The 22,899-nt window shown below is 73.8% G+C and carries 19 protein-coding genes; 15 read left to right on the top strand and 4 right to left on the bottom strand.

Annotated features, from left to right (window positions below):
* Positions 1–18 precede the first annotated feature (18 nt).
* The 8 genes from CG719_RS14185 (at position 19) to CG719_RS14150 (ending at position 9,912) form a co-directional block, all read left to right on the top strand.
* A complete protein-coding gene (locus tag CG719_RS14185) occupies positions 19–813 on the top strand; it encodes a TIGR03084 family metal-binding protein (RefSeq protein ID WP_100568967.1) in 795 nt (264 codons plus the stop codon).
* Positions 810–2,528, top strand: a complete 1,719-nt coding sequence (locus tag CG719_RS14180; protein WP_100568966.1) for an acyclic terpene utilization AtuA family protein — start codon at positions 810–812, stop codon at positions 2,526–2,528. Before CG719_RS14185 ends, CG719_RS14180 begins: the two co-directional genes overlap by 4 nt.
* Entirely contained in the window at positions 2,525–4,123 is a 1,599-nt protein-coding gene (locus tag CG719_RS14175) for an acyl-CoA carboxylase subunit beta (RefSeq protein WP_100568965.1), read from the top strand. The genes CG719_RS14180 and CG719_RS14175 overlap by 4 nt, the downstream gene beginning before the upstream one ends.
* A gap of 8 nt (positions 4,124–4,131) precedes the next feature.
* The gene (locus CG719_RS14170; protein ID WP_100568964.1) at positions 4,132–5,985 is read left to right on the top strand and encodes an acetyl/propionyl/methylcrotonyl-CoA carboxylase subunit alpha; all 1,854 of its coding nucleotides are present in this window, start codon (positions 4,132–4,134) and stop codon (positions 5,983–5,985) included.
* Between the two features lie 79 nt (positions 5,986–6,064).
* Positions 6,065–7,225, top strand: a complete 1,161-nt coding sequence (locus tag CG719_RS14165; protein WP_100568963.1) for an acyl-CoA dehydrogenase family protein — start codon at positions 6,065–6,067, stop codon at positions 7,223–7,225.
* Positions 7,226–7,285: 60 nt separating this feature from the next.
* A complete protein-coding gene (locus CG719_RS14160) occupies positions 7,286–8,020 on the top strand; it encodes an enoyl-CoA hydratase family protein (protein WP_100568962.1) in 735 nt (244 codons plus the stop codon).
* Positions 8,008–8,637: a TetR/AcrR family transcriptional regulator gene (locus CG719_RS14155; protein WP_100568961.1), complete on the top strand. Its 630-nt coding sequence runs from the start codon at positions 8,008–8,010 to the stop codon at positions 8,635–8,637. Before CG719_RS14160 ends, CG719_RS14155 begins: the two co-directional genes overlap by 13 nt.
* 246 nt (positions 8,638–8,883) lie before the next feature.
* Positions 8,884–9,912 (top strand): isopenicillin N synthase family dioxygenase, encoded by a 1,029-nt coding sequence (locus CG719_RS14150; protein WP_100568960.1) that lies wholly within the window; start codon positions 8,884–8,886, stop codon positions 9,910–9,912.
* 70 nt (positions 9,913–9,982) lie between these two features.
* On the opposite strand, the gene CG719_RS14145 is transcribed toward CG719_RS14150, so the two are convergent.
* On the bottom strand, positions 9,983–11,083 hold the full coding sequence (locus CG719_RS14145; RefSeq protein ID WP_100568959.1) for a citrate synthase 2: 1,101 nt from the start codon (positions 11,081–11,083) through the stop codon (positions 9,983–9,985).
* A gap of 279 nt (positions 11,084–11,362) precedes the next feature.
* On the opposite strand from CG719_RS14145, the gene pdxH reads away from it, so the two are divergent.
* The 6 genes from pdxH (at position 11,363) to CG719_RS14115 (ending at position 17,875) form a co-directional block, all read left to right on the top strand.
* Positions 11,363–12,040 carry a pyridoxamine 5'-phosphate oxidase gene (gene pdxH / locus CG719_RS14140; RefSeq protein WP_100568958.1) on the top strand — a complete coding sequence of 226 codons (678 nt, stop codon included), beginning with the start codon at positions 11,363–11,365 and terminating at the stop codon, positions 12,038–12,040.
* A gap of 97 nt (positions 12,041–12,137) precedes the next feature.
* A complete protein-coding gene (locus tag CG719_RS14135) occupies positions 12,138–12,893 on the top strand; it encodes an SIS domain-containing protein (protein ID WP_100568957.1) in 756 nt (251 codons plus the stop codon).
* 158 nt (positions 12,894–13,051) lie between these two features.
* On the top strand, positions 13,052–14,539 hold the full coding sequence (locus CG719_RS14130) for a PAS domain-containing protein (protein ID WP_100569145.1): 1,488 nt from the start codon (positions 13,052–13,054) through the stop codon (positions 14,537–14,539).
* A gap of 421 nt (positions 14,540–14,960) precedes the next feature.
* Positions 14,961–15,653 (top strand): metal-dependent transcriptional regulator, encoded by a 693-nt coding sequence (locus CG719_RS14125; RefSeq protein ID WP_100568956.1) that lies wholly within the window; start codon positions 14,961–14,963, stop codon positions 15,651–15,653.
* Between the two features lie 456 nt (positions 15,654–16,109).
* Entirely contained in the window at positions 16,110–17,009 is a 900-nt protein-coding gene (locus tag CG719_RS14120; protein WP_100568955.1) for an alpha/beta fold hydrolase, read from the top strand.
* Positions 17,010–17,056: 47 nt separating this feature from the next.
* Entirely contained in the window at positions 17,057–17,875 is an 819-nt protein-coding gene (locus tag CG719_RS14115; protein WP_234375576.1) for a class I SAM-dependent methyltransferase, read from the top strand.
* A gap of 23 nt (positions 17,876–17,898) precedes the next feature.
* Here the strand turns inward: CG719_RS14115 and CG719_RS14110 are convergent, their stop codons facing one another.
* The 3 genes from CG719_RS14110 to CG719_RS14100 form a co-directional block, all read right to left on the bottom strand.
* The gene (locus CG719_RS14110; RefSeq protein ID WP_100568953.1) at positions 17,899–19,503 is read right to left on the bottom strand and encodes a transporter; all 1,605 of its coding nucleotides are present in this window, start codon (positions 19,501–19,503) and stop codon (positions 17,899–17,901) included.
* Positions 19,500–20,294 (bottom strand): ABC transporter ATP-binding protein, encoded by a 795-nt coding sequence (locus CG719_RS14105; protein WP_100569144.1) that lies wholly within the window; start codon positions 20,292–20,294, stop codon positions 19,500–19,502. Before CG719_RS14105 ends, CG719_RS14110 begins: the two co-directional genes overlap by 4 nt.
* A 175-nt stretch (positions 20,295–20,469) precedes the next feature.
* A complete protein-coding gene (locus CG719_RS14100; protein ID WP_100568952.1) occupies positions 20,470–21,147 on the bottom strand; it encodes a bifunctional DNA primase/polymerase in 678 nt (225 codons plus the stop codon).
* A 327-nt stretch (positions 21,148–21,474) separates the two neighbouring features.
* Between CG719_RS14100 and CG719_RS14095 the strand changes: the two genes are divergently transcribed.
* A complete protein-coding gene (locus tag CG719_RS14095) occupies positions 21,475–22,860 on the top strand; it encodes a transcriptional regulator (protein ID WP_100568951.1) in 1,386 nt (461 codons plus the stop codon).
* Positions 22,861–22,899: the final 39 nt, after the last annotated feature.

The following is a 22,899-nucleotide window of genomic DNA, read 5'->3' as shown; positions in this document are numbered from 1 at the left end:
CGCTGCCATGCTCCCCGCATGGCCGATCCGACGCTGGTGTTCGACGATCTGCGTGTTGAGGGTGACGAACTCGATCGGCTTGTCGCCGGGCTGAGTCCTGCGGATTGGGGGCGGCCGACGCCCGCGGCCGGGTGGAGCGTCGCCCATCAGATCGCCCATCTCGCCTGGACCGACCGGTCCGCCCTGCTCGCCGTCACCGACCCGGAGGGCTTTCAGGCGCTGGTCGAGGAGGCGCTCGCCGCCCCCGACGCGTTCGTCGACCAGGGGGCGGAGGAGGGCGCACGGCTGCCGTCGGACGAGTTGCCGGCGCGCTGGCGGGAGGGGCGGGACGCGCTCGACCGGGCGTTGCGGGCGGCGCCGCCCGGGGCCCGCTTCCCCTGGTACGGGCCGCCCATGTCGGCCGCTTCCATGGCGACCGGGCGGCTGATGGAGACCTGGGCGCACGGACAGGACGTGGCCGACGCGCTCGGTGTGATGCGCACACCCACCGACCGGCTCAGGCATGTGGTGCGCATCGGGGTGCGGGCGCGGGACTTCGCCTTCGGCGCGCACGGGCTGCCCGCGCCCGCGGAGGCGTTCCGCGTGGAGGTCCGAGGTCCCTCCGGGGAGCTGTGGACGTACGGCCCCGAGGACGCCGGGCAGCGGGTCACCGGGCCCGCCCTCGACTTCTGCCTCCTGGTCACCCAGCGCGCCCACCGCGCCGACCTCGCGGTACGCGCCGAGGGGCCGGACGCCGACCGCTGGCTGGACATCGCCCAGGCCTTCGCCGGTCCGCCCGGTGGAGGGCGGGCGCCCAGGGGGGCCGCCGGATGACCCTGCGCATCGGCAACGCCTCCGGCTTCTACGGCGACCGGTTCGATGCCGTGCGCGAGATGCTCACCGGCGGTGAACTGGACGTCCTCACCGGCGACTACCTCGCCGAGCTGACCATGCTCATCCTGGCCCGGGACCGGCTCAAGGACCCGGCGGCCGGCTACGCCCGCACCTTCCTGCGGCAGATGGAGGAGTGCCTCGGACTCGCCCACGAGCGGTCCGTGAAGATCGTGACCAACGCGGGCGGGCTCAACCCGGCCGGGCTCGCCGGCCGCTTACGGGAGCTGGCCGAACGGCTCGGCATCCCGGTGCGCGTGGCCCACGTCGAGGGCGACGACCTCACCGCCGGCCTCCCCCGCGCCCTCGCCTCCGCCCCCGCCGGGGACGCCCCCCTCGCCGCCCACGCCTACCTCGGCGGCTTCGGGATCGCCGCCTGCCTGCGCGCGGGCGCCGACGTCGTGGTCACCGGGCGGGTCACGGACGCCGCCCTGGTCACCGGGCCCGCCGCCGCCCACTTCGGCTGGCAGCCGGAGGAGTACGACCGGCTGGCGGGCGCCGTCGTCGCCGGGCACGTGCTGGAGTGCGGCGCCCAGGCCACCGGCGGCAACTACGCCTTCTTCGCCGACCACCCCCTCGACCGGCTGCGCCACCCCGGCTTCCCGCTCGCCGAGCTCCACGAGGACGGCGGCTGCGTGATCACCAAGCACCCCGGCACGGGCGGTGTCGTGGACGTCGGCACGGTGACCGCCCAGCTCCTGTACGAGACGGGCGGCGCCCGGTACGCCGGGCCCGATGTCACGGCCCGGCTGGACACCGTACGGCTCAGCCAGGACGGGCCCGACCGGGTGCGCGTCGAGGGCGTGCGCGGGGAGCCGCCGCCGCCCACCCTCAAGGTGGGGCTCAACCGCCTCGGCGGCTTCCGCAACGAGGTCGCCTTCGTCCTCACCGGCCTCGACATCGAGCGCAAGGCCGAACTGGTGCGGCGGCAGATGCGGGACGCGCTCGGGGCCGCCGGGCCGGCCCCCGCCGAGGTGCGCTGGGACCTCGTACGGACCGACCGCCCCGACGCCGGCACCGAGGAGACGGCGAGTGCCCTGCTCCGCCTGGTCGTACGGGACCGGGACCAGCGGGCCGTCGGACGGACGTTCAGCGGGGCCGCCGTGGAGCTGGCGCTCGCCGGATACCCCGGCTTCCACATGCCGGCGCCTCCCGGGAAGGGCACGCCCTACGGGGTCTTCGAGGCCGTGTACGTCCCCCAGGACGCCGTCGAGCAGGTGGCCGTCCTCCCCGACGGCCGCCGTGTCTCCGTGCCACCGCCCGGACGGACGCGCGCACTCGCGGACGTGGAGCGGCCACCGCTGCCGGAGCCCCTCCCGGACGGACCCACCCGGCGGGCCCCGCTCGGACTCGTCGCCGGGGCCCGCAGCGGCGACAAGGGCGGCGACGCCAACATCGGCGTGTGGGCGCGCTCGGAGCGGGGCTGGCGGTGGCTCGCGCACGCGATGACGACCGAGGTGTTCCGGCAACTCGTCCCCGAGAGCCGCACGCTGACCGTGGAACGGCACGTACTGCCCGGTCTGCGCGCCCTCAACTTCGTCGTCGAAGGGATCCTCGGCGAGGGCGCCGCCGCCCAGCACCGCTTCGACCCGCAGGCCAAGGCCCTCGGCGAATGGCTGCGCTCCCGCCACCTGGACATACCGGAGGCCCTCCTGTGACGGTCCTTTCCTCCGCCCTGGACACCGGATCAGCCGAGTACAAGGCCCACCGCGAGGCCATGCTCGGCAAGCTCGCCGCACTCGACGCCGAGCACGCCAAGGCGCTCGCGGGCGGCGGCGCGAAGTACGTCGAGCGGCACCGGCGGCGCGGCAGACTGCTCGCGCGCGAGCGGATCGAGCTGCTGCTCGACCCCGACACGCCGTTCCTGGAACTCTCGCCGCTGGCCGGGTGGGGCAGCGACTACGCCGTGGGCGCCTCGCTGGTCACCGGGATCGGGGTCGTCGAGGGCGTGGAGTGCCTGATCACCGCCAACGACCCGACCGTGCGCGGCGGCGCCAGCAATCCGTGGAGCCTGAGGAAGGCGCTGCGGGCCAACGACATCGCGCTCGCCAACCGGCTGCCCTGCGTCAGCCTCGTCGAGTCCGGCGGCGCCGATCTGCCGTCCCAGAAGGAGATCTTCATCCCCGGGGGCGCCGTCTTCCGGGACCTGACCCGGCTGTCGGCGGCCGGCATCCCGACCGTCGCCGTCGTCTTCGGCAACTCCACCGCCGGGGGCGCGTACATCCCCGGCCTGTCCGACCACGTGATCATGGTCAAGGAGCGGGCCAAGGTGTTCCTCGGCGGTCCGCCGCTGGTGCGGATGGCCACCGGCGAGGAGAGCGACGACGAGTCCCTGGGCGGCGCCGAGATGCACGCGCGCGTGTCCGGTCTCGCCGACCACTTCGCCCTCGACGAGCCGGACGCCCTCCGCCAGGCCCGGCGGGTCGTCGCCCGGCTCAACCACCGCAAGGCGTACCCCGATCCGCCCGCCGCGACGCCGCCGAAGTACGACGAGGAGGAGCTGCTGGGGATCGTCCCCGGCGATCTGCGGATCCCCTTCGACCCGCGCGAGGTCGTCGCCCGGATCGTCGACGCCTCCGACTTCGACGAGTTCAAGCCGCTGTACGGGACGAGCCTGGCCACCGGCTGGGCCACCCTGCACGGTTATCCCGTCGGTGTCCTCGCCAACGCCCAGGGCGTGCTGTTCAGCGAGGAGTCGCAGAAGGCGGCCCAGTTCATCCAGCTCGCCAACCAGCGGGACGTACCGCTGCTGTTCCTGCACAACACCACCGGGTACATGGTCGGCCGCGAGTACGAGCAGGGCGGCATCATCAAGCACGGCGCGATGATGATCAACGCGGTGTCCAACTCGCGCGTTCCGCACCTGTCCGTCCTCATGGGGGCGTCCTACGGCGCCGGGCACTACGGCATGTGCGGGCGGGCCTACGACCCCCGCTTCCTGTTCGCCTGGCCCAGCGCCAAGTCCGCCGTCATGGGGCCGCAGCAACTCGCGGGCGTGCTGTCGATCGTGGCCCGGCACTCGGCGGCCGCCAAGGGGCAGCCGTACGACGAGGAGGCGGACGCCGCGCTGCGCGCGATGGTGGAGCGGCAGATCGAGTCCGAGTCGCTGCCGGCGTTCCTGTCCGGGCGGCTCTACGACGACGGCGTCATCGACCCGCGCGACACCCGCACCGTTCTCGGCCTGTGCCTGTCGGCCGTCCACACCGCGCCCTTCGAGGGCGTGCGCGGCGGCTTCGGCGTCTTCCGGATGTGAGGGATCCCTTGATTTCCACGTTGCTCGTCGCCAACCGGGGCGAGATCGCCTGCCGTGTCTTCCGCACCTGCGCCGAACTGGGCATCCGGACGGTCGCCGTGCACTCGGACGCCGACGAGGACGCGCTGCACACGCGCGTGGCCGACATCGCGGTGCGCCTGCCGGGCGTGACGCCCGCCGAGACGTATCTGCGCGGCGACCTGATCGTGAAGGCGGCGGTGGCGGCCGGCGCGGACGCCGTCCACCCGGGCTACGGCTTCCTCGCCGAGAACGCCGGCTTCGCGCGGGCCGTCCTGGACGCGGGCCTGGTCTGGATCGGGCCGCCTCCGGGGGCCATCGAGGCGATGGCGTCCAAGACCCGCGCCAAGGAGCTGATGGGCGTGCCGCCGCTGCGCGAGGTCACCGAGGCCGACCTGCCGGTCCTGGTGAAGGCCGCCGCGGGCGGCGGCGGACGCGGGATGCGGATCGTACGGCGGCTGGAGGACCTGGACGCCGAACTGGAGGCGGCGCGCGCCGAGGCGCTCGGCGCCTTCGGCGACGGCGAGGTGTTCGCCGAGCCGTACCTCGGGGGCGAGGCGGGCGGGCGGCACGTGGAGGTGCAGATCCTCGCCGACACCCACGGCACCGTGTGGACTCTGGGCACGCGCGACTGCTCCCTCCAGCGGCGCCACCAGAAGGTCGTCGAGGAGGCCCCGGCGCCCGGACTCCCCGCGGACACCGAGCGGGAACTGCGTGAGCTGGCCGTACGGGCGGCTCGGGCCGTCGACTACACCGGCGCGGGCACCGTCGAGTTCCTGGTGGCCGGCGGCCGCGCGCACTTCCTGGAGATGAACACCCGCCTCCAGGTCGAACACCCCGTCACGGAGGCCGTGTTCGGCGTGGACCTGGTCGCCCTGCAGATCCGCGTCGCCGAGGGCCACGCCCTGGACGCCGAACCGCCCGCCGCGCGCGGGCACGCGGTCGAGGCCCGCCTGTACGCCGAGGACCCGGCCCGCGACTGGGCCCCGCAGACCGGCACCCTGCACCGCCTGTCCGTCCCCGGCGTCCGCCTGGACACCGGCTACGGCGACGGCGACACGATCGGCGTCCACTACGACCCGCTGCTCGCCAAGGCGGTCGCCCACGCGCCCACGCGCGCGGAGGCGCTGCGCAAGCTCGCCGGCGCGCTGGAGCGGGCCGCAGTCCACGGCCCGGTCACCAACCGGGACCTGCTGGTGCGGTCCCTGCGGCACGAGGAGTTCGCCACCGGCCGTATGGACACCGGCTTCTACGACCGCCACCTCGCCGAACTGACCGCGCCCGCCCCCGACCCGTACGCGCCCCTGGCCGCCGCGCTCGCCGACGCGCACGGCCGCTCCCGCTTCGGCGGCTGGCGCAATGTGCCCTCCCAGCCGCAGGTCAAGCGGTACCTGATGGCGGGCGAGGAGCACGAGGTGCGCTACCGCCACACCCGTACGGGCCCGGCCCCCGACGCCGTGGGCGTGGGGGTGGTGCACGCGGACGCGCACCTGGTCGTGCTCGAAGCCGGCGGTGTCCGGCGCGGGTACGAGATCGCCCGCTACGGCGAGCGGGTGTACGCGGGACCGACCGCGCTCACCGCCCTGCCCCGTTTCCCCGAACCCGTCGCCCAGCACGCCCCCGGCTCACTGCTGGCCCCCATGCCCGGCACCGTCGCACGCGTCGCCGACGGACTGGCGATCGGCGACACCGTACGGGCGGGACAACCGCTGCTCTGGCTGGAGGCGATGAAGATGGAACACAGGATCGAGGCCCCGGTGACGGGCACGCTCACAGCCCTGCACGCGACCCCCGGACAACAGGTCGAGGTCGGCTTGCTGCTGGCGGTAGTGCAAGCCCCTTAGGGGCGCGGGGCGGCATCGGCATGCGGCTCCGCCGCGTGAGCGCGAGCAACCACACCGAACTCGCACCCGGGAGACGACCATGACCCCCGTCACGGAATCCGAAGAACACAGGGACCTGCGCGCCGCCGTGGCCGCCCTCGGCAAACGCTACGGCCGCGCCTACCTCACCCGCGCCGTCGCCGAGGGACGTCCCCTCACCGAACTCTGGTCGGAGGCCGGCAAGCTCGGCTACCTGGGCGTCAACCTGCCGGAGGCATACGGCGGGGGAGGCGGCGGCATCACCGAACTGGCCATTGTCCTGGAGGAGCTGGGCGCCGCCGGCTGCCCCCTGCTGATGATGGTCGTCTCGCCCGCCATCTGCGGCACCGTCATCGCCCGGTTCGGCACGGAGGAGCAGAAGCGCGCCTGGCTGCCCCCGCTGGCGAACGGCACCCGGACCATGGCCTTCGGCATCACCGAACCGGACGCCGGCTCCAACTCCCACCGCATCACCACCACCGCCCGCCGTGACGGCGCCGACTGGGTGCTCACCGGCCGCAAGGTGTTCATCTCCGGTGTCGACATCGCCGACGCCGTCCTGATCGTCGGCCGCACCGAGGACGCGCGCACCGGCCGCCTCAAGCCCTGCCTGTTCATCGTCCCGCGGGACGCGGAAGGCTTCCAGCGGCGGCCGATCGACATGGAACTCACCGCCGCCGAGAAGCAGTTCGAGCTGGTCCTGGAGGAGGTGCGACTGCCCGCCGGCGCGCTCGTTGGCGAGGAGGACGCGGGCCTGCTGCAATTGTTCGCCGGGCTCAACCCCGAGCGCATCATGACGGCCGCCTTCGCGATCGGCATGGGGCGGCACGCGCTCGGCCGGGCCGTGGAGTACGCGCGCGAACGCACCGTCTGGAAGGCCCCCATCGGCTCCCACCAGGCCATCGCCCACCCGCTCGCGCAGGCCCACATCGACCTGGAACTCGCCCGCCTGATGACGGGCAAGGCGGCCCGCCTGTACGACGCGGGCGACGACGTGGGCGCGGGCGAGGCCGCCAACATGGCCAAGTACGCGGCCGGTGAGGCCTGTGTGCGGGCCGTCGACCAGGCCGTGCACACCCTCGGCGGCAACGGCCTGACACGCGAGTTCGGGCTCGCCTCGCTGGTAACGGCCTCCCGCGTGGCCCGTATCGCCCCGGTGAGCCGGGAGATGATCCTCAACTACGTCTCCCACCAGACCCTGGGCCTGCCCAGGTCGTACTGACCGCCCCGCCCGCCACAAGCGAGGAGGAACCATGATCCGCGGCGAGTGGGAGCAGCGGCCATGACCCTGATCGGACGTACACGCGCGCGTGCCGTGGAGACGCTCGGCCTGGACTCGCCGGGCAACCGCAACGCCCTGTCGGCGGCGCTCGTCGGGGAACTGGCCGCCGCGCTGGCCGACTGCGCCGGGGACGGCGGGGTACGCGCCGTCGTCCTCACCCACACCGGCACCACCTTCAGCGCGGGCGCCGACCTGCGTGACCCTCCCCGGCCCGAGGCGCTGGTGGACCTGCTGCGGCAGATCGTCGAACTGCCCAAGCCGGTCGTCGCCCGGGTCACCGGACACGTCCGCGCGGGCGGTCTCGGGCTGCTCGCGGCCTGCGACATCGCCGTCGCCTCGCACCGGGCCACGTTCGCGTTCACCGAGGTGCGCATCGGGGTGGCCCCCGCGGTGATCTCGCTGCCGCTGCTGCCCCGCGCCGACCCGCGCGCGCTGGCCCGCCACTGCCTCACCGGGGAACGGTTCGACGCGGCCGAGGCGGTCAGGACCGGCCTGCTGACGGCCGCCGGGGACGACGCCGACGCCGTACTGGAGCCGATCCTCGACGGTCTGCGCCGCTCCTCACCCCAGGCGCTGGCCGAGACGAAACGACTGCTCACGACTAGGGTGCTGGAAGCCTTCGACCGGGACGCGGCCGCACTGACCGCGCTCTCGGCCCGGCTGTTCTCCTCCGCGCAGGCGCGCGAGGGCATGACGGCCTTCCTCGAACGACGGGATCCCGAATGGGCGGTGTGACCACACACGACCGCGCGGAACGCGCCCCCAAGCAGGACCGCAGCCGGGCCACCCGGCAGCGGCTCCTCCAGGCCGCCGTGGCCTGCCTCGCCGAACACGGCTGGGCCGGGTCCACGGTCTCGGTGGTCGCCGAACGCGCCGGTGTCTCCCGAGGCGCCGCCCAGCACCACTTCCCCACCCGCGAGGACCTGTTCACCGCCGCCGTCGAGTACGTGGCCGAGGAACGCTCCACCGCCCTGCGCGACCTGTTCCCCGAGGGCGCGGCCGGCGACCGGCGGGCCGTGGTCGCCGCGATCGTCGACCTCTACACCGGGCCCCTCTTCCGTGCCGCGCTCCACCTGTGGGTGGCCGCCTCCAACGAGGACCAACTACGCCCCCGCGTGACCGAGTTGGAGGCCCACGTGGGCCGGGAGACGCACCGGATAGCGGTCGAGCTGCTGGGCGCGGACGAGGCCCGCCCCGGCGCCCGCGAAACCGTCCAGGGCTTCCTCGACATGGCCCGCGGCCTCGGCCTGGCCAACCTCCTCACCGACGACACCGCCCGCCGCGAACGCGTGGTCGCCCAGTGGGCGGCCCTCCTGGAGGAGGCGCTGGGCCGCGGTCCGGCCACCGCGTGAACCGGGCCACACCGCTGTCGCACGCCCCGCAGTACCCTGTGCGCATGTTCTTGCCGCTCGTGCGACGCCGCCACGTGGACTACGTGCGCGTCACGAGCATGGGCTGTCGGCGCTCCGCCTGACCCTGCCCCTTCCGCGGCGGCCGATCGCCCCGCACCTCTCACCCGGTTTCTCTCCTCCGGAACCCGTGCCGCGCGCCCACCCACGGCGGCCGCCCGGGACCCGTACACCCTGCGGACGTGACCCATGACGAACACGGCGACGAACCCGTCGTACGACCAGCTCCCCATCATCGACCTCGCATCCGCCGACCGCGGTCCCCGCGAACGGGCGCTGCTGCACGAGCAGTTGCACGGTGCCGCCCACGACGTGGGCTTCTTCCAGCTCGTCGGGCACGGCGTCACCCGGGCCGAGACCGACGCTCTGCTCGACGCCATGCACGCCTTCTTCCGGCTCCCCGAGGCCGACCGCCTCGCCCTGGACAACGTCAACTCGCCCCACTTCCGCGGCTACACGCGCACCGGGGACGAGCGCACCGGCGGTGCCCGCGACTGGCGCGACCAGCTCGACATAGGCGCCGAGCGGCCCGCCCGCGTCCCCGGCCCCGGCGAGCCCGCGTACTGGTGGCTCCAGGGCCCCAACCAGTGGCCGGCCGCCCTGCCCGAGCTGCGCACCGCCGCGCTCGCCTGGATCGACCGGCTCGGCGCCGTCGCCCGCAGGCTGCTGCACGAGCTGCTCACCGCCATCGGCGCGCCCGCCGACTTCTACGACCCCGTCTTCGGCGAGCACGCCCACCCGCACCTCAAGCTCGTCCGTTACCCGGGCAGCGCCGGCGACGGCACCGACCAGGGCGTCGGCGCCCACAAGGACTACGGCTTCCTCACCCTGCTGCTCCAGGACCGGATCGGCGGGCTCCAGGTGCAGCGCGCGGACGGGCTCTTCCACGAAGTGCCGCCGATCGAGGGCGCGTTCGTCGTCAACCTCGGTGAGCTGCTGGAGGTCGCCACCGACGGCTACCTCGTCGCCACCAACCACCGGGTCGTCTCCCCGCCCGGTGCCACCGAGCGGTTCTCGGTGCCGTTCTTCTACAACCCGCGCCTGGACGCCCGCGTCGCCCCGCTGCCCTTCCCGCACGCCTCCACCGCGCCCGGTGTCACGGACGACCCGGGCAACCCGCTGTTCGCCGATTACGGGCTGAACGAGCTGAAGGGCAAGCTCCGCGCCCACCCGCTGGTGGCCCAACGGCACCACACGGAGCTGCTGAGCCCCGCATGATGCCGTGATGCCGCGCGTGCCGGCCGGATGCGATGCCGCGCGTACCGTCCGGATGCGGTGAAGTGCCCGGTCAGTGCGAGATGTTGTCGTAGCCCGCGATCTCCCGCGGGCTGCGCGGGCCGGGGCCGACGTAGCGGGCGGAGGGGCGCACCAGGCGGCCGGTGCGCTTCTGCTCCAGGATGTGCGCCGACCAGCCCGCGGTACGCGCGCACGTGAACATCGACGTGAACATGTGCGCCGGCACCTCGGCGAAGTCCAGCATGATCGCCGCCCAGAACTCGACGTTCGTGGCCAGCACCCGGTCCGGCCGGCGGTTGTGCAGCTCCTCCAGGGCGGCCTTCTCCAGGGCCTCGGCGACCTCGTAGCGCGGGGCGCCGAGCTCCCGGGCGGTACGGCGCAGCACGCGCGCGCGTGGGTCCTCGGCGCGGTACACCCGGTGGCCGAATCCCATCAGCCGCTCACCGCGGTCCAGGGCGTTCCTGACGTAGCCCGCCGCGTCCCCGGTCCGCTCGATCTCCTCGATCATGCCGAGGACCCGGGAGGGCGCGCCGCCGTGCAGCGGGCCGGACATGGCGCCCACCGCGCCCGACAGGGCGGCCGCCACGTCGGCGCCGGTGGAGGCGATGACGCGGGCGGTGAACGTGGAGGCGTTCATGCCGTGCTCGGCGGCGGACGTCCAGTACGCGTCGACGGCGGCCACGTGCTTGGGGTCCGGCTCGCCCCGCCAGCGGATCATGAACCGCTCGGTGATGGAGCGGGCCTTGTCGATCTCCCGCTGCGGCACCATCGGCACGCCCTGCCCACGCGCCGACTGGGCGACGTAGGACAGCGCCATGACGGCGGCCCGCGCGAGATCGTCGCGCGCCCGCTCCACGTCGATGTCCAGCAGCGGTTTCAGGCCCCACACCGGGGCGAGCATCGCCAGCGCCGACTGGACGTCGACGCGGATGTCCCCGGAGTGCACGGGGATCGGGAACGGCTCGGCGGGCGGCAGGCCCGGGTCGAAGGCGCCGTCGACCAGCAGCCCCCAGACGTTGCCGAAGGAGATCTGACCGACGAGTTCCTCGATGTCGACGCCCCGGTACCGGAGGGCGCCGCCCTCCTTGTCCGGTTCGGCGATCTCCGTCTCGAACGCGACGACTCCTTCGAGACCGGGTACGAAGTCGGACATCAGGCGGCTCCTTGTGGTCTGTGCGACAGAGGGTGCGACAGAGACTGCGACGGGACGACCGAGGTGACGAGGACCGATGGGGACTGGGGCCGAGGGGATTACCGGGACTGCCGGGACGGCGTCCCGTGCGGTGGGCTGTCACCCGACCGGATCGACAGCAGCACCATAACCCCGAGTGCCACAAAAGGGGAGTGGGGCGGCACTCAGTGCCACCTCGGATCCCGGTGGAGGGCGAGGGTACTCCGCAAGGGCGACCGCCGGATACGGCAGGATGACCGCGTGACCGACCGAGAAGCCGGTGAGACCGCCCCCTTCGACCTCGCCTCCATGCGCATGCACTACCGGGCCGAGGGACTGGCCGAGGACGAGTTGGCCGCCACCCCCGTCGCCCAGTTCGCCCGCTGGTTCCGGCAGGCCGCGACCGAGGCCCGGCTGTTCGAACCCAACGCCGTGGTCGTCTCCACCGCGGACGCCGACGGCCGGCCCAGCTCCCGCACGGTGCTGCTGAAGTCCTTCGACGAGCAGGGCTTCGTCTTCTACACCAACTACGACTCCCGCAAGGGCCGCGACCTGGCCGGGAACCCGCATGTCTCCCTGCTCTTCCCCTGGCACCCCATGGCCCGCCAGGTCATCGTCCAGGGCGTCGCCCGCCGCACCGGCCGCGATGAGACCGCCGCGTACTTCCGCACCCGTCCGCACGGCTCCCAGCTCGGCGCCTGGGCAAGCGCCCAGTCCTCGGTGATCGCCGGCCGCGCGGAGCTCGACGCCTCCTACGCCGAGCTGGCCGCCCGCTACCCCGAGGGCGAGCAGGTGCCCGTCCCGCCGCACTGGGGCGGCTTCCGGGTCGCCCCGCGCTCGGTGGAGTTCTGGCAGGGCCGCGAGAACCGCCTGCACGACCGTCTGCGGTACGTGGCCGAGCCGGACGGCGGCTGGCGCGTGGAGCGGCTGAGCCCCTGAGGCGGCCCCGTCGCGGACGGCGCCGTATTGACACGGCTCTGGTCCAGACCTCACCGTGATCCGCGACACACAGTCGCCCCGAAGGGACGGACCACGCATGAGCGACCGCACGCCGGCCGGCCAGTTCCTCGACGCCGCCATCGGCCTGCTCCAGCGGGTCAGGGACGAGGAGGCCGAGCAGATCGCGGCGGCCGGGACGCTGCTCGCCGACACCGTGGCCGCCGGCGGCCGGCTGTTCGCCTTCGGCGCCGGCCACTCCTCCCTCGCCGCCCAGGACCTCGTCTACCGCGCGGGCGGGCTGGCCCTGATGAACCTGCTCGCCGTTCCCGGCACCGTCGGCGTCGACGTCGTGCCCGCCACCCTCGGCTCCGCCCTGGAACGCGTCGACGGCCTCGCCTCCGCCGTCCTGGACACCTCTCCCCTCCGCTCCGGCGACACCCTGGTGGTCATCTCGCTGTCCGGGCGCAACGCCCTGCCCGTGGAGATGGCCGCGCGCGCCCGCGCCCTCGGCGTCCGGGTCGTCGGCGTGACCTCGGTGGCCTATGCGACCGAAACCACCTCACGGAACGCCTCGGGGACGTTCCTGAAGGACCACTGCGACATCGTCCTCGACTCCAAGATCGCGGTCGGGGACGCCGAACTCACCCTCGACACCGTCGCGGCCCCCTTCGCGCCCGCCTCCACCGTCGTGACCTCCGCCCTGCTCCAGGCGGTCATGGCCACCGCCGCGGCCGTCCTCGCCGACCGCGGCATCGAACCGCCGCTGCTGCGCTCGGGCAACGTCGACGGCGGCCACGAGTGGAACGCCCAGGTCTTCGACCTGTACGCCGACCGGATCTTCTACCGGCACTGACCTGTCCCGATCGAACCCGTCGCGGGGGAATTTCCGCGGACGGTAATTCCTTCAATGTTCTGGGAACCCGGTGTGTGCTGGGTCACGTTCGAGTTGAATGATGACCAGTGAGCGAAACGACGCGCCGTACGTGCGGACGCAGCCTGCAGGGGGTCCAGGTGAGTGCTTCCCGGCGTAGTGGGGCCACCGACGAGCTGGGGCCCGACGAGCCCGAGCCGGAGCGGGACGGCCCGCGGGGTTCCGACATGCATGACGGCTCCGATCTGCTGGCCGCCCTCCTCGACGGCATGGACGCGGCCCTGTGCGCCTTCGACGCCGACGGGGTTGTCACCCACTGGAACCGCGAGGCCGAGCGCATCCTGGGCTGGACCGCCGCCGAGGCCGTCGGACGGCACGGCTTCGCCGGCTGGGCCGTGCGCAGCGCGGACGCCGAGGAGGTCGAGGGGCGGCTGATGTCCGCCATGCACGCCCCCGGACGGCAGGTGCACGAGTTCGCGCTGGTCACCAAGGACGGCGGCCGTGTCCTGGTGCGGACCCAGTCGGCGGCCGTGCACGGGCCCGACGGCAAGCCCGCCGGCCTGTACTGCGCCTTCAGCGAGGTGCACGCGCAGATCGACCTGGAGCGGTCCATCGCGCTCAGCGAGGCCCTGTTCGAAGAGGCGTTCTGGGGCGTCGTCCTTGTCGACGCCGACCTGCGGCCCGCCGTCGTCAACGCCTACGCGGCCCAGGCCCTCGGCACCGGCCGTACGGCGGCCCTCGGCCGGCCGCTCGGCGAACTGCTCACCCAGGGCCTGGAGGAGCTGGAGAGCGCGCTCACCCATGTCCTGGCCGAGGGCGCCCCGCCCGCCCCCGCCGAGCTGTGGGTGGGCGTACGCACCCCGGAGGGCGACCGGCGGCGCTGCTGGCGCAGCGGATTCGTCCGGCTTTCCTCACCGCTCGCCGAGGAACCGGTACCGCTCGGCGTCGCCTGGCTCTTCGCCGACGTCACCGAGGCCAAGCAGGGCGAGCAGGAGGCCGCGCTGCTGCGGTTCCGCGGCAACCAGCTGCACCGGGCCGCCCGCGCCGCCGCCGAGTGCGAGGACCCGGGCGAGGCCGTCACCGTGCACCTCGACTTCGCCCTGGCCGGCTTCGCGGACCACGCCCTGATCGACCGGGTGGCGGGCGTGGCCCCGGCCGATCGGGTGACGGGCGGAGCCGTCCCGGCCGACCTCCTGGCGGGCGGGACCGTCCCGGCCGACTCCGAGACGGCGGCCCCGGTCCGGCTGGTCCGCGCCGCGGCCACCCCGTCCGGCGGCCCCGGGCCCAGCCTGCTCACCGGCCGGGCCGGGCTGCCCGTCCGCTACGGAACGGGCCACCCCGCTCTCCAGTGCGTCGAGCGCGCCGGCTCCGTGCGGGCCTCCGCCGGGGCCGTGCCGGCCGACCGGGCGCGCGAGTGGGCCGAGGCCCGGCAGTGGCCGGGGGACGCCGTGCACGCCCTGTGCGCGGTTCTGCGCAGTCGGGGCCGCACCCTCGGCGTCGTGACCTTCCTGCGCGGCTCCGCCCGTACCCCCTTCGAACGCGGCGACGCGACCTACGCCGAGGACGTGGCTGCCCGGATCGCCACCTCCCTCGACCTGGCCCTTCTGCCGCACGACGGCCACACCTGAGCGCGCGAGAGGGGCTCGGCCGCGGCGGCGTCCCCGTCGCGCTCGAAAAAACCTCTTGAGTATCGCCGGTCCGCTTCCTAGGGTGTTGTGCACACACGAAGGGAGGTGATCCGGTAGATGAGTGAGACCCGGACGCGTGAGGTGGCTGCGGGCTAGCGGCCCGTCACCCCACCCTGTGCGGTGCCGGACCAGCGCGTGACAGAGACGTGCGGCCGGCCCGATTCCAAGCAGTCACCCGACCCGCGAGCTGCCGGTACGTCCGGCCGGCTCCTCCGCCGAGGCGGAGGGACCCAGCTCGCGGGTCGTCTGCGTTTCGCGCGGGCAGCCCGCTTGTCAGTGGGATGCGTCAGAATTGACTCCAGGGCCAGCGCACGCGCCGGGGAGCCGCCAGGCTCCCGGCCGAGGTAATCGAGGGGCACGTATGTCCGGACTGATCGACACCACGGAGATGTATCTCCGCACCATCCTCGAGCTGGAGGAGGAAGGCGTCGTGCCCATGCGCGCCCGGATCGCGGAGCGCCTGGACCAGAGCGGGCCGACGGTGAGCCAGACGGTCGCGCGGATGGAGCGTGACGGCCTGGTCTCGGTGGCGCCGGACCGGCATCTGGAGCTCACGGACGAGGGCCGCCGGCTGGCCACGCGCGTGATGCGCAAGCACCGGCTCGCCGAGTGCCTGCTGGTCGACGTGATCGGCCTGGAGTGGGAGCAGGTGCACGCGGAGGCCTGTCGCTGGGAGCACGTGATGAGCGAGGCCGTGGAGCGCAGGGTGCTCGAGCTGCTGCGGCACCCGACCGAGTCGCCGTACGGCAACCCGATCCCGGGCCTGGAGGAGCTGGGCGAGAAGGACGGCGCCGACCCGTTCCTGGACGAGGGGATGGTGTCGCTCGCCGACCTGGACGCGGGCGCCGACGGCAAGACCGTGGTCGTCCGCCGGATCGGCGAGCCGATCCAGACGGACGCGCAGCTGATGTACACGCTGCGCCGCGCGGGCGTGCAGCCCGGCTCGGTGGTCAGCGTGACGGAGTCGGCCGGCGGGGTGCTGGTCGGCAGCAGCGGCGAGGCGGCGGAGCTGGACGCGGAGGTCGCCTCTCACGTGTTCGTCGCCAAGCGCTGAGCCGGCCGCCCGTCCGGCTCGCCGTCTTCCCCCGTCCGTGGTTCAGCGCGTCGAAGCGCAGCGCGCGGGCGCCGGGCGTGCGAGGCTGGGCCGGGAGGCATGGGGACCGAAGGGGTGGGGAGATGTGCCGCAGATATGGGGAGAGCCCCGGCGCCGTGCGGCGCCGGGGCCTGTCCTCCCCTTCGGCGACCCGGAGCCCCGAGCTCTCAGGGTCGTCCCCCTCGGACCGCTTTTCCCCGAGTGGTCCGCCTCCCGTTGAAGATCTCCCCCTGGGGGCGGCGATCAATCCTGGCCAGGCGTCACTCGAACGAGGGGTGTTGACGGCAGAGCCAGCATTTTCGAATGCGTATTCGATAGCCTGAGTGTCCGCGTGAGGGCCTCATGGCCCGCGCTCGCTACAGAATGTGCACGACGGAATACGGAAGCTGAACACGGTTCAGGGGGGTGCCAGGACCAATGGTGCGGCGCATCGACGTGACCGGGTCGGGCGGTGTACGGCTCGCCGCCTGGGAGTTCGCGGAGCCCCCGAAGGCCGTGCCGGGGCAGGGGAGGGAGCCGGCACCCGGGCGGTCCGACGGATCCGGGCGGTCCGACGGCGTGCTGTTACTGCACGGTCTGATGGGCCGCGCCTCCCACTGGGCCGCCACAGCCCGCTGGCTCTCGGGCCGGCACCGCGCCGTCGCCCTCGACCAGCGCGGACACGGCCAGAGCGAGAAGACGCCGCAGGCCGCCTACGGCCGCGAGGCCTACGTCGAAGACGCCGAGGCCGCCCTCGAACAGCTCGGCCTCGGCCCGGCCGTCGTCATCGGACACGCGATGGGTGCGCTGACGGCCTGGCAGCTCGCCGCCCGCCGCCCCGACCTGGTGCGGGCGGTGATCATCTGCGACATGCGCGCCTCCGCGCTCGGCGCCGCCTCCCAGCGGGAGTGGGAGGACTGGTTCCGTGCCTGGCCGGTGCCCTTCGCCGCCCTCGCCGACGTACGGAAGTGGTTCGGCGAGGACGACCCCTGGGTGGAGCGCCCCAACCCGGCCCGCGGGGAGTTCTACGCCGAGGTCATGCACGAGAGCGCCGACGGCTGGCGTCCCGTCTTCGAACCGCAGCAGATGCTCACCTCCCGCGAGGCCTGGGTGTACGACGCCCACTGGGAGGAGCTGGCCCAGGTCCGCTGCCCGGCCCTCGTGGTCCGCGGCCTGGACGGCGAACTCGGCCGGGCCGAGGCCCAGGAGATGGTCCGCGTCCTGCCGCGCGGCCAGTACGCGGAGGTGGCCGACGCCGGTCACCTCGTCCACTACGACCAGCCGGAGGCGTGGCGCATGGCCATCGAACCCTTCCTTGACGCGGTGCTCACCGGATGAGCGCCGCCCCCGCGTCTCCCACGGCGTCTCCCACCACGTCCCCAACCGTGCCCACGGCCGTCCAGGAGGCCTTCCTCAAGGCCTTCCACGCCGAACACCCGGCGGTCACCGCCGACGCCTTCGTGGCCGGGCGATCGCCGGACGGGCGATCCAGCTATCGGATCCTGAGCGACCGGGTGGCCGGCGCCCGGCGGGTCCTGGACCTCGGCTGCGGCGACGGCGTCCTGCTGGACCTGCTGGCCCGCACCGAGGGGCGGCGCCTCGCCGGTGTGGACCTCTCGCCCGAGGCGCTGGCCCTGGCCCGGCGCCGCCCGTCCCTGCGCACCACCGCGCTGGCCCAGGCCAGGGCGCAGCGGCTGCCGTTCGCCGACGGGGCCTTCGACGCCTGCGTCTGCCACATGGCGCTGATGCTGATGGGCGACGTCGACCGGGTCGCGGCGGAGATCGCCCGGGTGCTGTCGCCCGGCTCCACACTGGCCTGCGTGGTCGGCGGCGGCGCTCTCGGCGGGGAGGCGTACGAGCTGTTCAGCGGCCTGCTGAGGGCCGCCGTCGAGCGGGCGCCCGCCGAGCAGCGCATTCCGCCGCTCGGCGACCGCAGGACCCGCAGCCGCGAGGGCCTCGGCGCGATCCTGGAGCCGGCCGGGTTCTGCGCCCCGGACCGGGAGACGGTCCCGATCGATCTGAGCGGCCCGGTGGAACAGGTCTGGGCGGCCCTGTCCGGCATCTACGACGTCGGACCGCTCGACCCGGCCGCCGTCTCCCGGCTGCGGGAGAGCTTCGTACGGGAGGCGGCCGGGCTCGCCGGGCCTGACGGGCGGGTTCCGTGCGGCTTCACCGTCCACGTGGTGACCGCGCGCCTGCGCTGAGCCTGGCCCCTCCCGGGCCCCGCTCAACCCTTGCTCACCGCCGTGAGGATCTCCGGCAGCCGGGCCGCCGTGCGCGGCGCCGCCAGCCGCAGGCCCAGCAGCGTGATCGCCGCCCCGTAGCCCGCGCCCACCGGCAGCAGCACCCAGCTCCAGCTGCCGCCGGTGGCGCTGACGTTCGACCAGATGACCAGGGCGATGAACGGCAGGCACAGCAGGGCCGCCGCGACCATGCCGCCGAGGATGGAGACGAAGGCGAGACCGGCCTGACCGGGAGCCACGTTCTTGTGGCCCTCCTGCGGGATGGAGTACGGGAAGCGCGCCGACGTCCACGCCCCGGTCGCCAGCATCGCGCCGAGCAGGGCGAAGGACAGGCCGAGCACGTCCGGCAGCCGGCGCCACTCGCCGAGCAGGCCCGTCGTCAGCACCGTGACCAGGGTGGCGTACGGCAGGGTGATCAGCAGCAGCGCCAGCGCCCGCGCGCGCAGCTCGACGTAGGCGTCACGCGGTGCCGAGATCGTCAGCGCGACCTGCCAGAACGCGGAGGTGTCCTGGCCGAACTGGTTGTACATCTGGATGCCGAGCATCCCGGCGGCGAAGCAGGAGAAGTACGGCGAGCCGGTGCCCTGGACCGCGTTGAACACCGGGACGATCAGCCCGATGGCGAGCGCGGTCACCCAGGCCGCCTTGGTCTTCGGGTCGCGCCAGACGTAGCGCAGGCTGCGCTCCATGACGGTGCCGGTGCGGCCGTCCGGCAGCCACCGCGCCAGGCCGCCGCCCTCGCGGGCCCGGTCGCGCTCGGGAGCGCCGACGGGCTGGAGGGTCGAGGAGTCGGGCGAGGTCATCAGCCCGGTCAGGCTGCGCGCCCACATCGCGAGGAGGGCGGCCAGGGCGGCCGCGGTCAGCGCGAGCTGGGCCACCGCGACGCCGTAGGAGCCCCTGCTCGCCGAGTCCACCGCGCCCACCGCCGACGCGGGCGGCAGCCACCGCAGCACGTCCGCCACCGGGCCGAGCTGCCCCAGCCCGGCCGAGCCCAGGCGCTGCATGCCGAAGTTGACGACCTGCGCCCCGACCGCGATGACCAGTCCGCTGAGTACCGCGAGGTCCCGTCCCTTGCGGCTGGTCAGCAGCCGGATGTTGGCGGCGGCCACGGCCCGCGCCAGGGCGACGCACACCAGCAGCGTGAGGACGAGGGCGAGGACCGCGACGACGGACGCGGCCGCCCCGTGGGCCACCGCGATCACGCAGCCCACCAGCAGCAGCACCGTGAACAGCGGCCCGATGCCGACCAGGGACGCCGCCAGCAGCGCGCCGACCAGCGGTCGCGGCCGCAGCGGGAGCATCACCAGCCGGGTCGGGTCGAGGGTCTCGTCGCCGGTGGGGAAGAACAGCGGCATCACGGCCCAGCCCAGCGCCAGCACGGCCACGCCCAGGACGGCCACGGAGTCGATGTGCGCGTGGCCGCGCAACGCGATCAGGCCCACCATCTGCAACGCGGCGAACAGCAGCGCGAAGACGGCCGACGCGATGAACGCGGCCCGCCGCCCGCCGGACTGCCTCAGTCCGTTGCGCAGCAGCGACAGCTTCAGGCGTACGACGACGGGCGTGATCGAGGGGGCCCCGGCGCTCATCGGGAACCGCCACCCAGCCAGTCCAGGTCGGAACCCGCGTCCCGGCTCTGCGCCCCGACGAGTTCGAGGAACGCCTGCTGAAGGGTGGGAGCCTCGCCGCGCACCTCGGCGAGAGTGCCCTGGGCGCGGATGCGTCCCGCGGCCATCACCGCCACCCAGTCGCAGAGGGACTCGACCAGTTCCATGACGTGCGAGGAGAACACCACGGTGGCGCCGGAGGCGGTGTACCGCTCAAGGACGCCGCGGATGATCTGCGCGGACACCGGGTCGACGCCTTCGAAGGGCTCGTCGAGGAAGAGGACTTCCGGGTTGTGCAGCAGAGCGCAGGCGAGACCTATCTTCTTGCGCATGCCGGTCGAGTAGTCGACGACCAGCTTGTGCTGCGCGCCCGCGAGGTCCAGCACGTCCAGCAGCTGCGTTGCCCGCCGGTCCACCTCGTCCCCGGGCAGCCCCCGCAACCGCCCGGAGTACGACAGCAGTTCGCGCCCCGACAGCCGCTCGAAGAGCCGAAGCCCCTCGGGCAGCACGCCGATCCGTGCCTTCACCGCCACCGGGTCCCGCCACACGTCGTGCCCGGCGATCTCGACGGTGCCCTGGTCGGGCCGCAGCAGCCCGGTCACCATGGAGAGCGTGGTGGTCTTCCCCGCTCCGTTCGGCCCGACCAGCCCGATGAACTTCCCGGCGGGCAGCGCGAGATCGATCCCGGCGACGGCGACCTGCTGCCCGAACCGCTTCCAGAGCCCCTGCACGCGTACGGCGCTTGTACCCACTGTCACTGCTCCCTCCGTCAGCACGAACCCTACGGGGGACCCTGCCCGAGGGGTGCGGGACCGTGCTGATCTGCGGCTCCACCCTGCGAGGTCGGGCCACCACGGGAGCCGGAGCCGGAACGGGACGGGTGGCTAGTGCTGTGGCCGGAAAGGTTCGCCGGGCGTCGCGAGCCGGTGAACCTTTCCGGTCGCAGCACTAGCGCCGGTCCCTGCCGCACGCGTAGGCCAGTGGCGGGACCAACTCCTCGATGTCCGGCAGCCAGCGATTGGCCGGTGTCGGCCGGCAGGCCCACTGCACCGCCCGCGAGCCGTACCGCGTGGGCGGCGCCACCACGTACGCGCCCTCTCCGAGCGCGACCAGGTCGAGGGAGGCCGGCGACCAGCCCAGCCGCCGCAGGAGGTCCGGCAGTTTCACGGACGCGCCCGGCAGCACGAAGAACTGCATCCGCCGCTCGGGGGTCAGGGTCACCGGCCCCAGCGCGGACCGCAGCCGCTCCAGCCGGGCCAGCGCGAGGAACCCGGCCGTCTCCGGCACGGAGATCGCGTCGAACGTACGGCCCGTGGGCAGCAGGATCGACGCCGTCGGCTGCCGCTGCCACATCCCGCGCACCGTGCTCGCGCTGCCGGTCGCCAGGGACGCCCAGCCCTCGCGCGCCGGGTGCGCGCCGGGCGCGGCGCACCGCGGGTCCCCGCAGGAGCAGTGCTGCACCCCGCCGACCGTCACCAGCCAGGTGCCGGGGAACACGTCCCAGTGACGTTCCTCGGCGTAGCGAAGGGCTGTCTCCTGCAGCGACTCCCCGCGCTGCTGGGGGACGTGACCGGCCACCCGGCCGGCGCTGTGTGCGGCTTCCGCGCCCGCGATCGTCTCTTCCACGCCCCACTCAACTGCCGCGCCCACCTGGAGTTACGGGCGGGTCGGGTGGTCGGACGCGCCGGGGAGGAGCACCCTTCCGTGCTCGGGGCGCATGGGTGCATGTGTGGGGGCGCGCAGGAGGATCGCCGGCGGGCGCTGGGTAGTTCGGTGGGGGGCGGCAACCGCCTTCACCCCGGCAATCCTCACATGTCCCGCATTTTCGGTATGTCCACGGGGCATCGATCTTCACGGCCGGAACTTTTCGCCGGGGCGCGGATCGCGTCCGGCCGCGCAAGAGCCGTCAACTCGGTGCGTGAGCAGGCACCGCAGCTTCAGGGGGTTAACGCCATGGCCGCCAGGCCTCTCGTCGCGCGGCAGCCGAACGAACGGCTGCAGGCGCTCATCCAGGAAGCGGGCTGCTCGAACGCCGGGCTGGCCCGCCGGGTCAACATGTGCGGTGCCGAGCACGGTCTCGATCTGCGCTACGACAAGACGTCGGTGGCGCGCTGGCTGCGCGGACAGCAGCCGCGCGGACGGGCCCCGGCGATCATCGCCGAGGCGCTCGGCCGCAAACTCGGCCGTACGGTCACGATCGACGAGATCGGCATGGCCAACGGCAAGAACCTCGCCTCGGGCGTGGGCCTTCAGTTCTCGCCGACGGTGCTGGGGGCCATCGAGCAGGTCTGCGAGCTGTGGCGCAGCGACGTGGGCCGCCGGGACTTCCTGTCCGGCTCCTCCGTCGCCGCCTCCGCGCTGGTCGAGCCGAGCCGTGACTGGCTGATCTCCGCGCCGGACCCGCAGGTGGCGCGGGCGGCGGGGTCGCGGGTGGGCCAGTCCGACGTGGCCGCCGTACGGGCCATGACGCAGGCGCTGGTCGAGCTGGACCACAGCCACGGCAGCGGGCATGTGCGCCCGGTGGTCGTGCACTACCTCAACAGCGTCGTCTCCGGGCTGCTCGCAGGCTCCTACCGGGAGGCGGTGGGCCGCGATCTGTTCGCCGAGGTCGCCCGGCTCACCGAGCTGGCCGGGTACATGGCCGTCGACACCGGCCAACCGGGCCTGGCCCAGCGGTACTACATCCAGGCGCTGCGGCTCGCCCAGGCGGCCGGGGACCGCGGCTACGGCGGCTATGTGCTGGCCGCCTCGATGAGCCATCTCGCCGCGCAGCTCGGAAACCCGCGGGAGATCGCGCAGTTGGCGCGGGCGGCGCAGGAGGGCGCGCGCGGTCGTGTGACTCCGCGCGCGGAGGCGATGTTCTACGCGGCCGAGGCGCGCGGCCACGCCCTCATGGGCGACGCGCGGGCCGCGCAGTTCTCCGCCGGACGGGCGGTGAGCGCGCTGGAGGCCGCCGAACCGCACTCCGGGGACGACCCGGCGTGGATCGCGCACTTCGACGAGGCTTATCTCGCCGACGAGTTGGCGCACTGCCACCGGGACCTGGGGCAGGCGGAGGCGTCCGCGCGGGCGGCCGAGGAGTCGCTGGCCGGGCATCCCGCGTCACGGGCGCGGCGGCGGGCCATCGGCTATGTGCTCCTCGCCACGGCGCAGGTGCAGCAGCGGGAGGTCGAACAGGCCTGCAGCACTGGGCTGAAGGCGGTGGAGCTGCTGCGGACGCTGCGCTCCGACCGCGGCGCGGAGTACCTGGAGGACTTCCAGCAGCGCCTGGAGCCGTTCCGGGACGAGCCGGTGGTACGGGAGTTCGGGGCGCGGCTGGAGACTCGCGTGGCGGCGTGAACGGGTGCCCGCCGTGAGACCTGGGAAATAAACAGCGTG

This window comes from Streptomyces sp. CB01373 (assembly GCF_002803075.1).
Lineage (GTDB): Bacteria > Actinomycetota > Actinomycetes > Streptomycetales > Streptomycetaceae > Streptomyces.
This window is presented reverse-complemented; position numbering and strand designations above follow the sequence as displayed.

What these genes read in the sequence shown, in the direction of transcription:
- CG719_RS14185 (WP_100568967.1), top strand. Translation starts at nt 19, where the DNA reads ATGGCCGATCCGACGCTGGTGTTCGACGATCTGCGTGTTGAGGGTGAC.
- CG719_RS14180 (WP_100568966.1), top strand. Translation starts at nt 810, where the DNA reads ATGACCCTGCGCATCGGCAACGCCTCCGGCTTCTACGGCGACCGGTTC.
- CG719_RS14165 (WP_100568963.1), top strand. Translation starts at nt 6,065, where the DNA reads ATGACCCCCGTCACGGAATCCGAAGAACACAGGGACCTGCGCGCCGCC.
- CG719_RS14160 (WP_100568962.1), top strand. Translation starts at nt 7,286, where the DNA reads ATGACCCTGATCGGACGTACACGCGCGCGTGCCGTGGAGACGCTCGGC.
- CG719_RS14155 (WP_100568961.1), top strand. Translation starts at nt 8,008, where the DNA reads ATGGGCGGTGTGACCACACACGACCGCGCGGAACGCGCCCCCAAGCAG.
- CG719_RS14150 (WP_100568960.1), top strand. Translation starts at nt 8,884, where the DNA reads ATGACGAACACGGCGACGAACCCGTCGTACGACCAGCTCCCCATCATC.
- CG719_RS14145 (WP_100568959.1), bottom strand. Translation starts at nt 11,083, where the DNA reads ATGTCCGACTTCGTACCCGGTCTCGAAGGAGTCGTCGCGTTCGAGACG.
- CG719_RS14135 (WP_100568957.1), top strand. Translation starts at nt 12,138, where the DNA reads ATGAGCGACCGCACGCCGGCCGGCCAGTTCCTCGACGCCGCCATCGGC.
- CG719_RS14125 (WP_100568956.1), top strand. Translation starts at nt 14,961, where the DNA reads ATGTCCGGACTGATCGACACCACGGAGATGTATCTCCGCACCATCCTC.
- CG719_RS14120 (WP_100568955.1), top strand. Translation starts at nt 16,110, where the DNA reads ATGGTGCGGCGCATCGACGTGACCGGGTCGGGCGGTGTACGGCTCGCC.
- CG719_RS14110 (WP_100568953.1), bottom strand. Translation starts at nt 19,503, where the DNA reads ATGAGCGCCGGGGCCCCCTCGATCACGCCCGTCGTCGTACGCCTGAAG.
- CG719_RS14095 (WP_100568951.1), top strand. Translation starts at nt 21,475, where the DNA reads ATGGCCGCCAGGCCTCTCGTCGCGCGGCAGCCGAACGAACGGCTGCAG.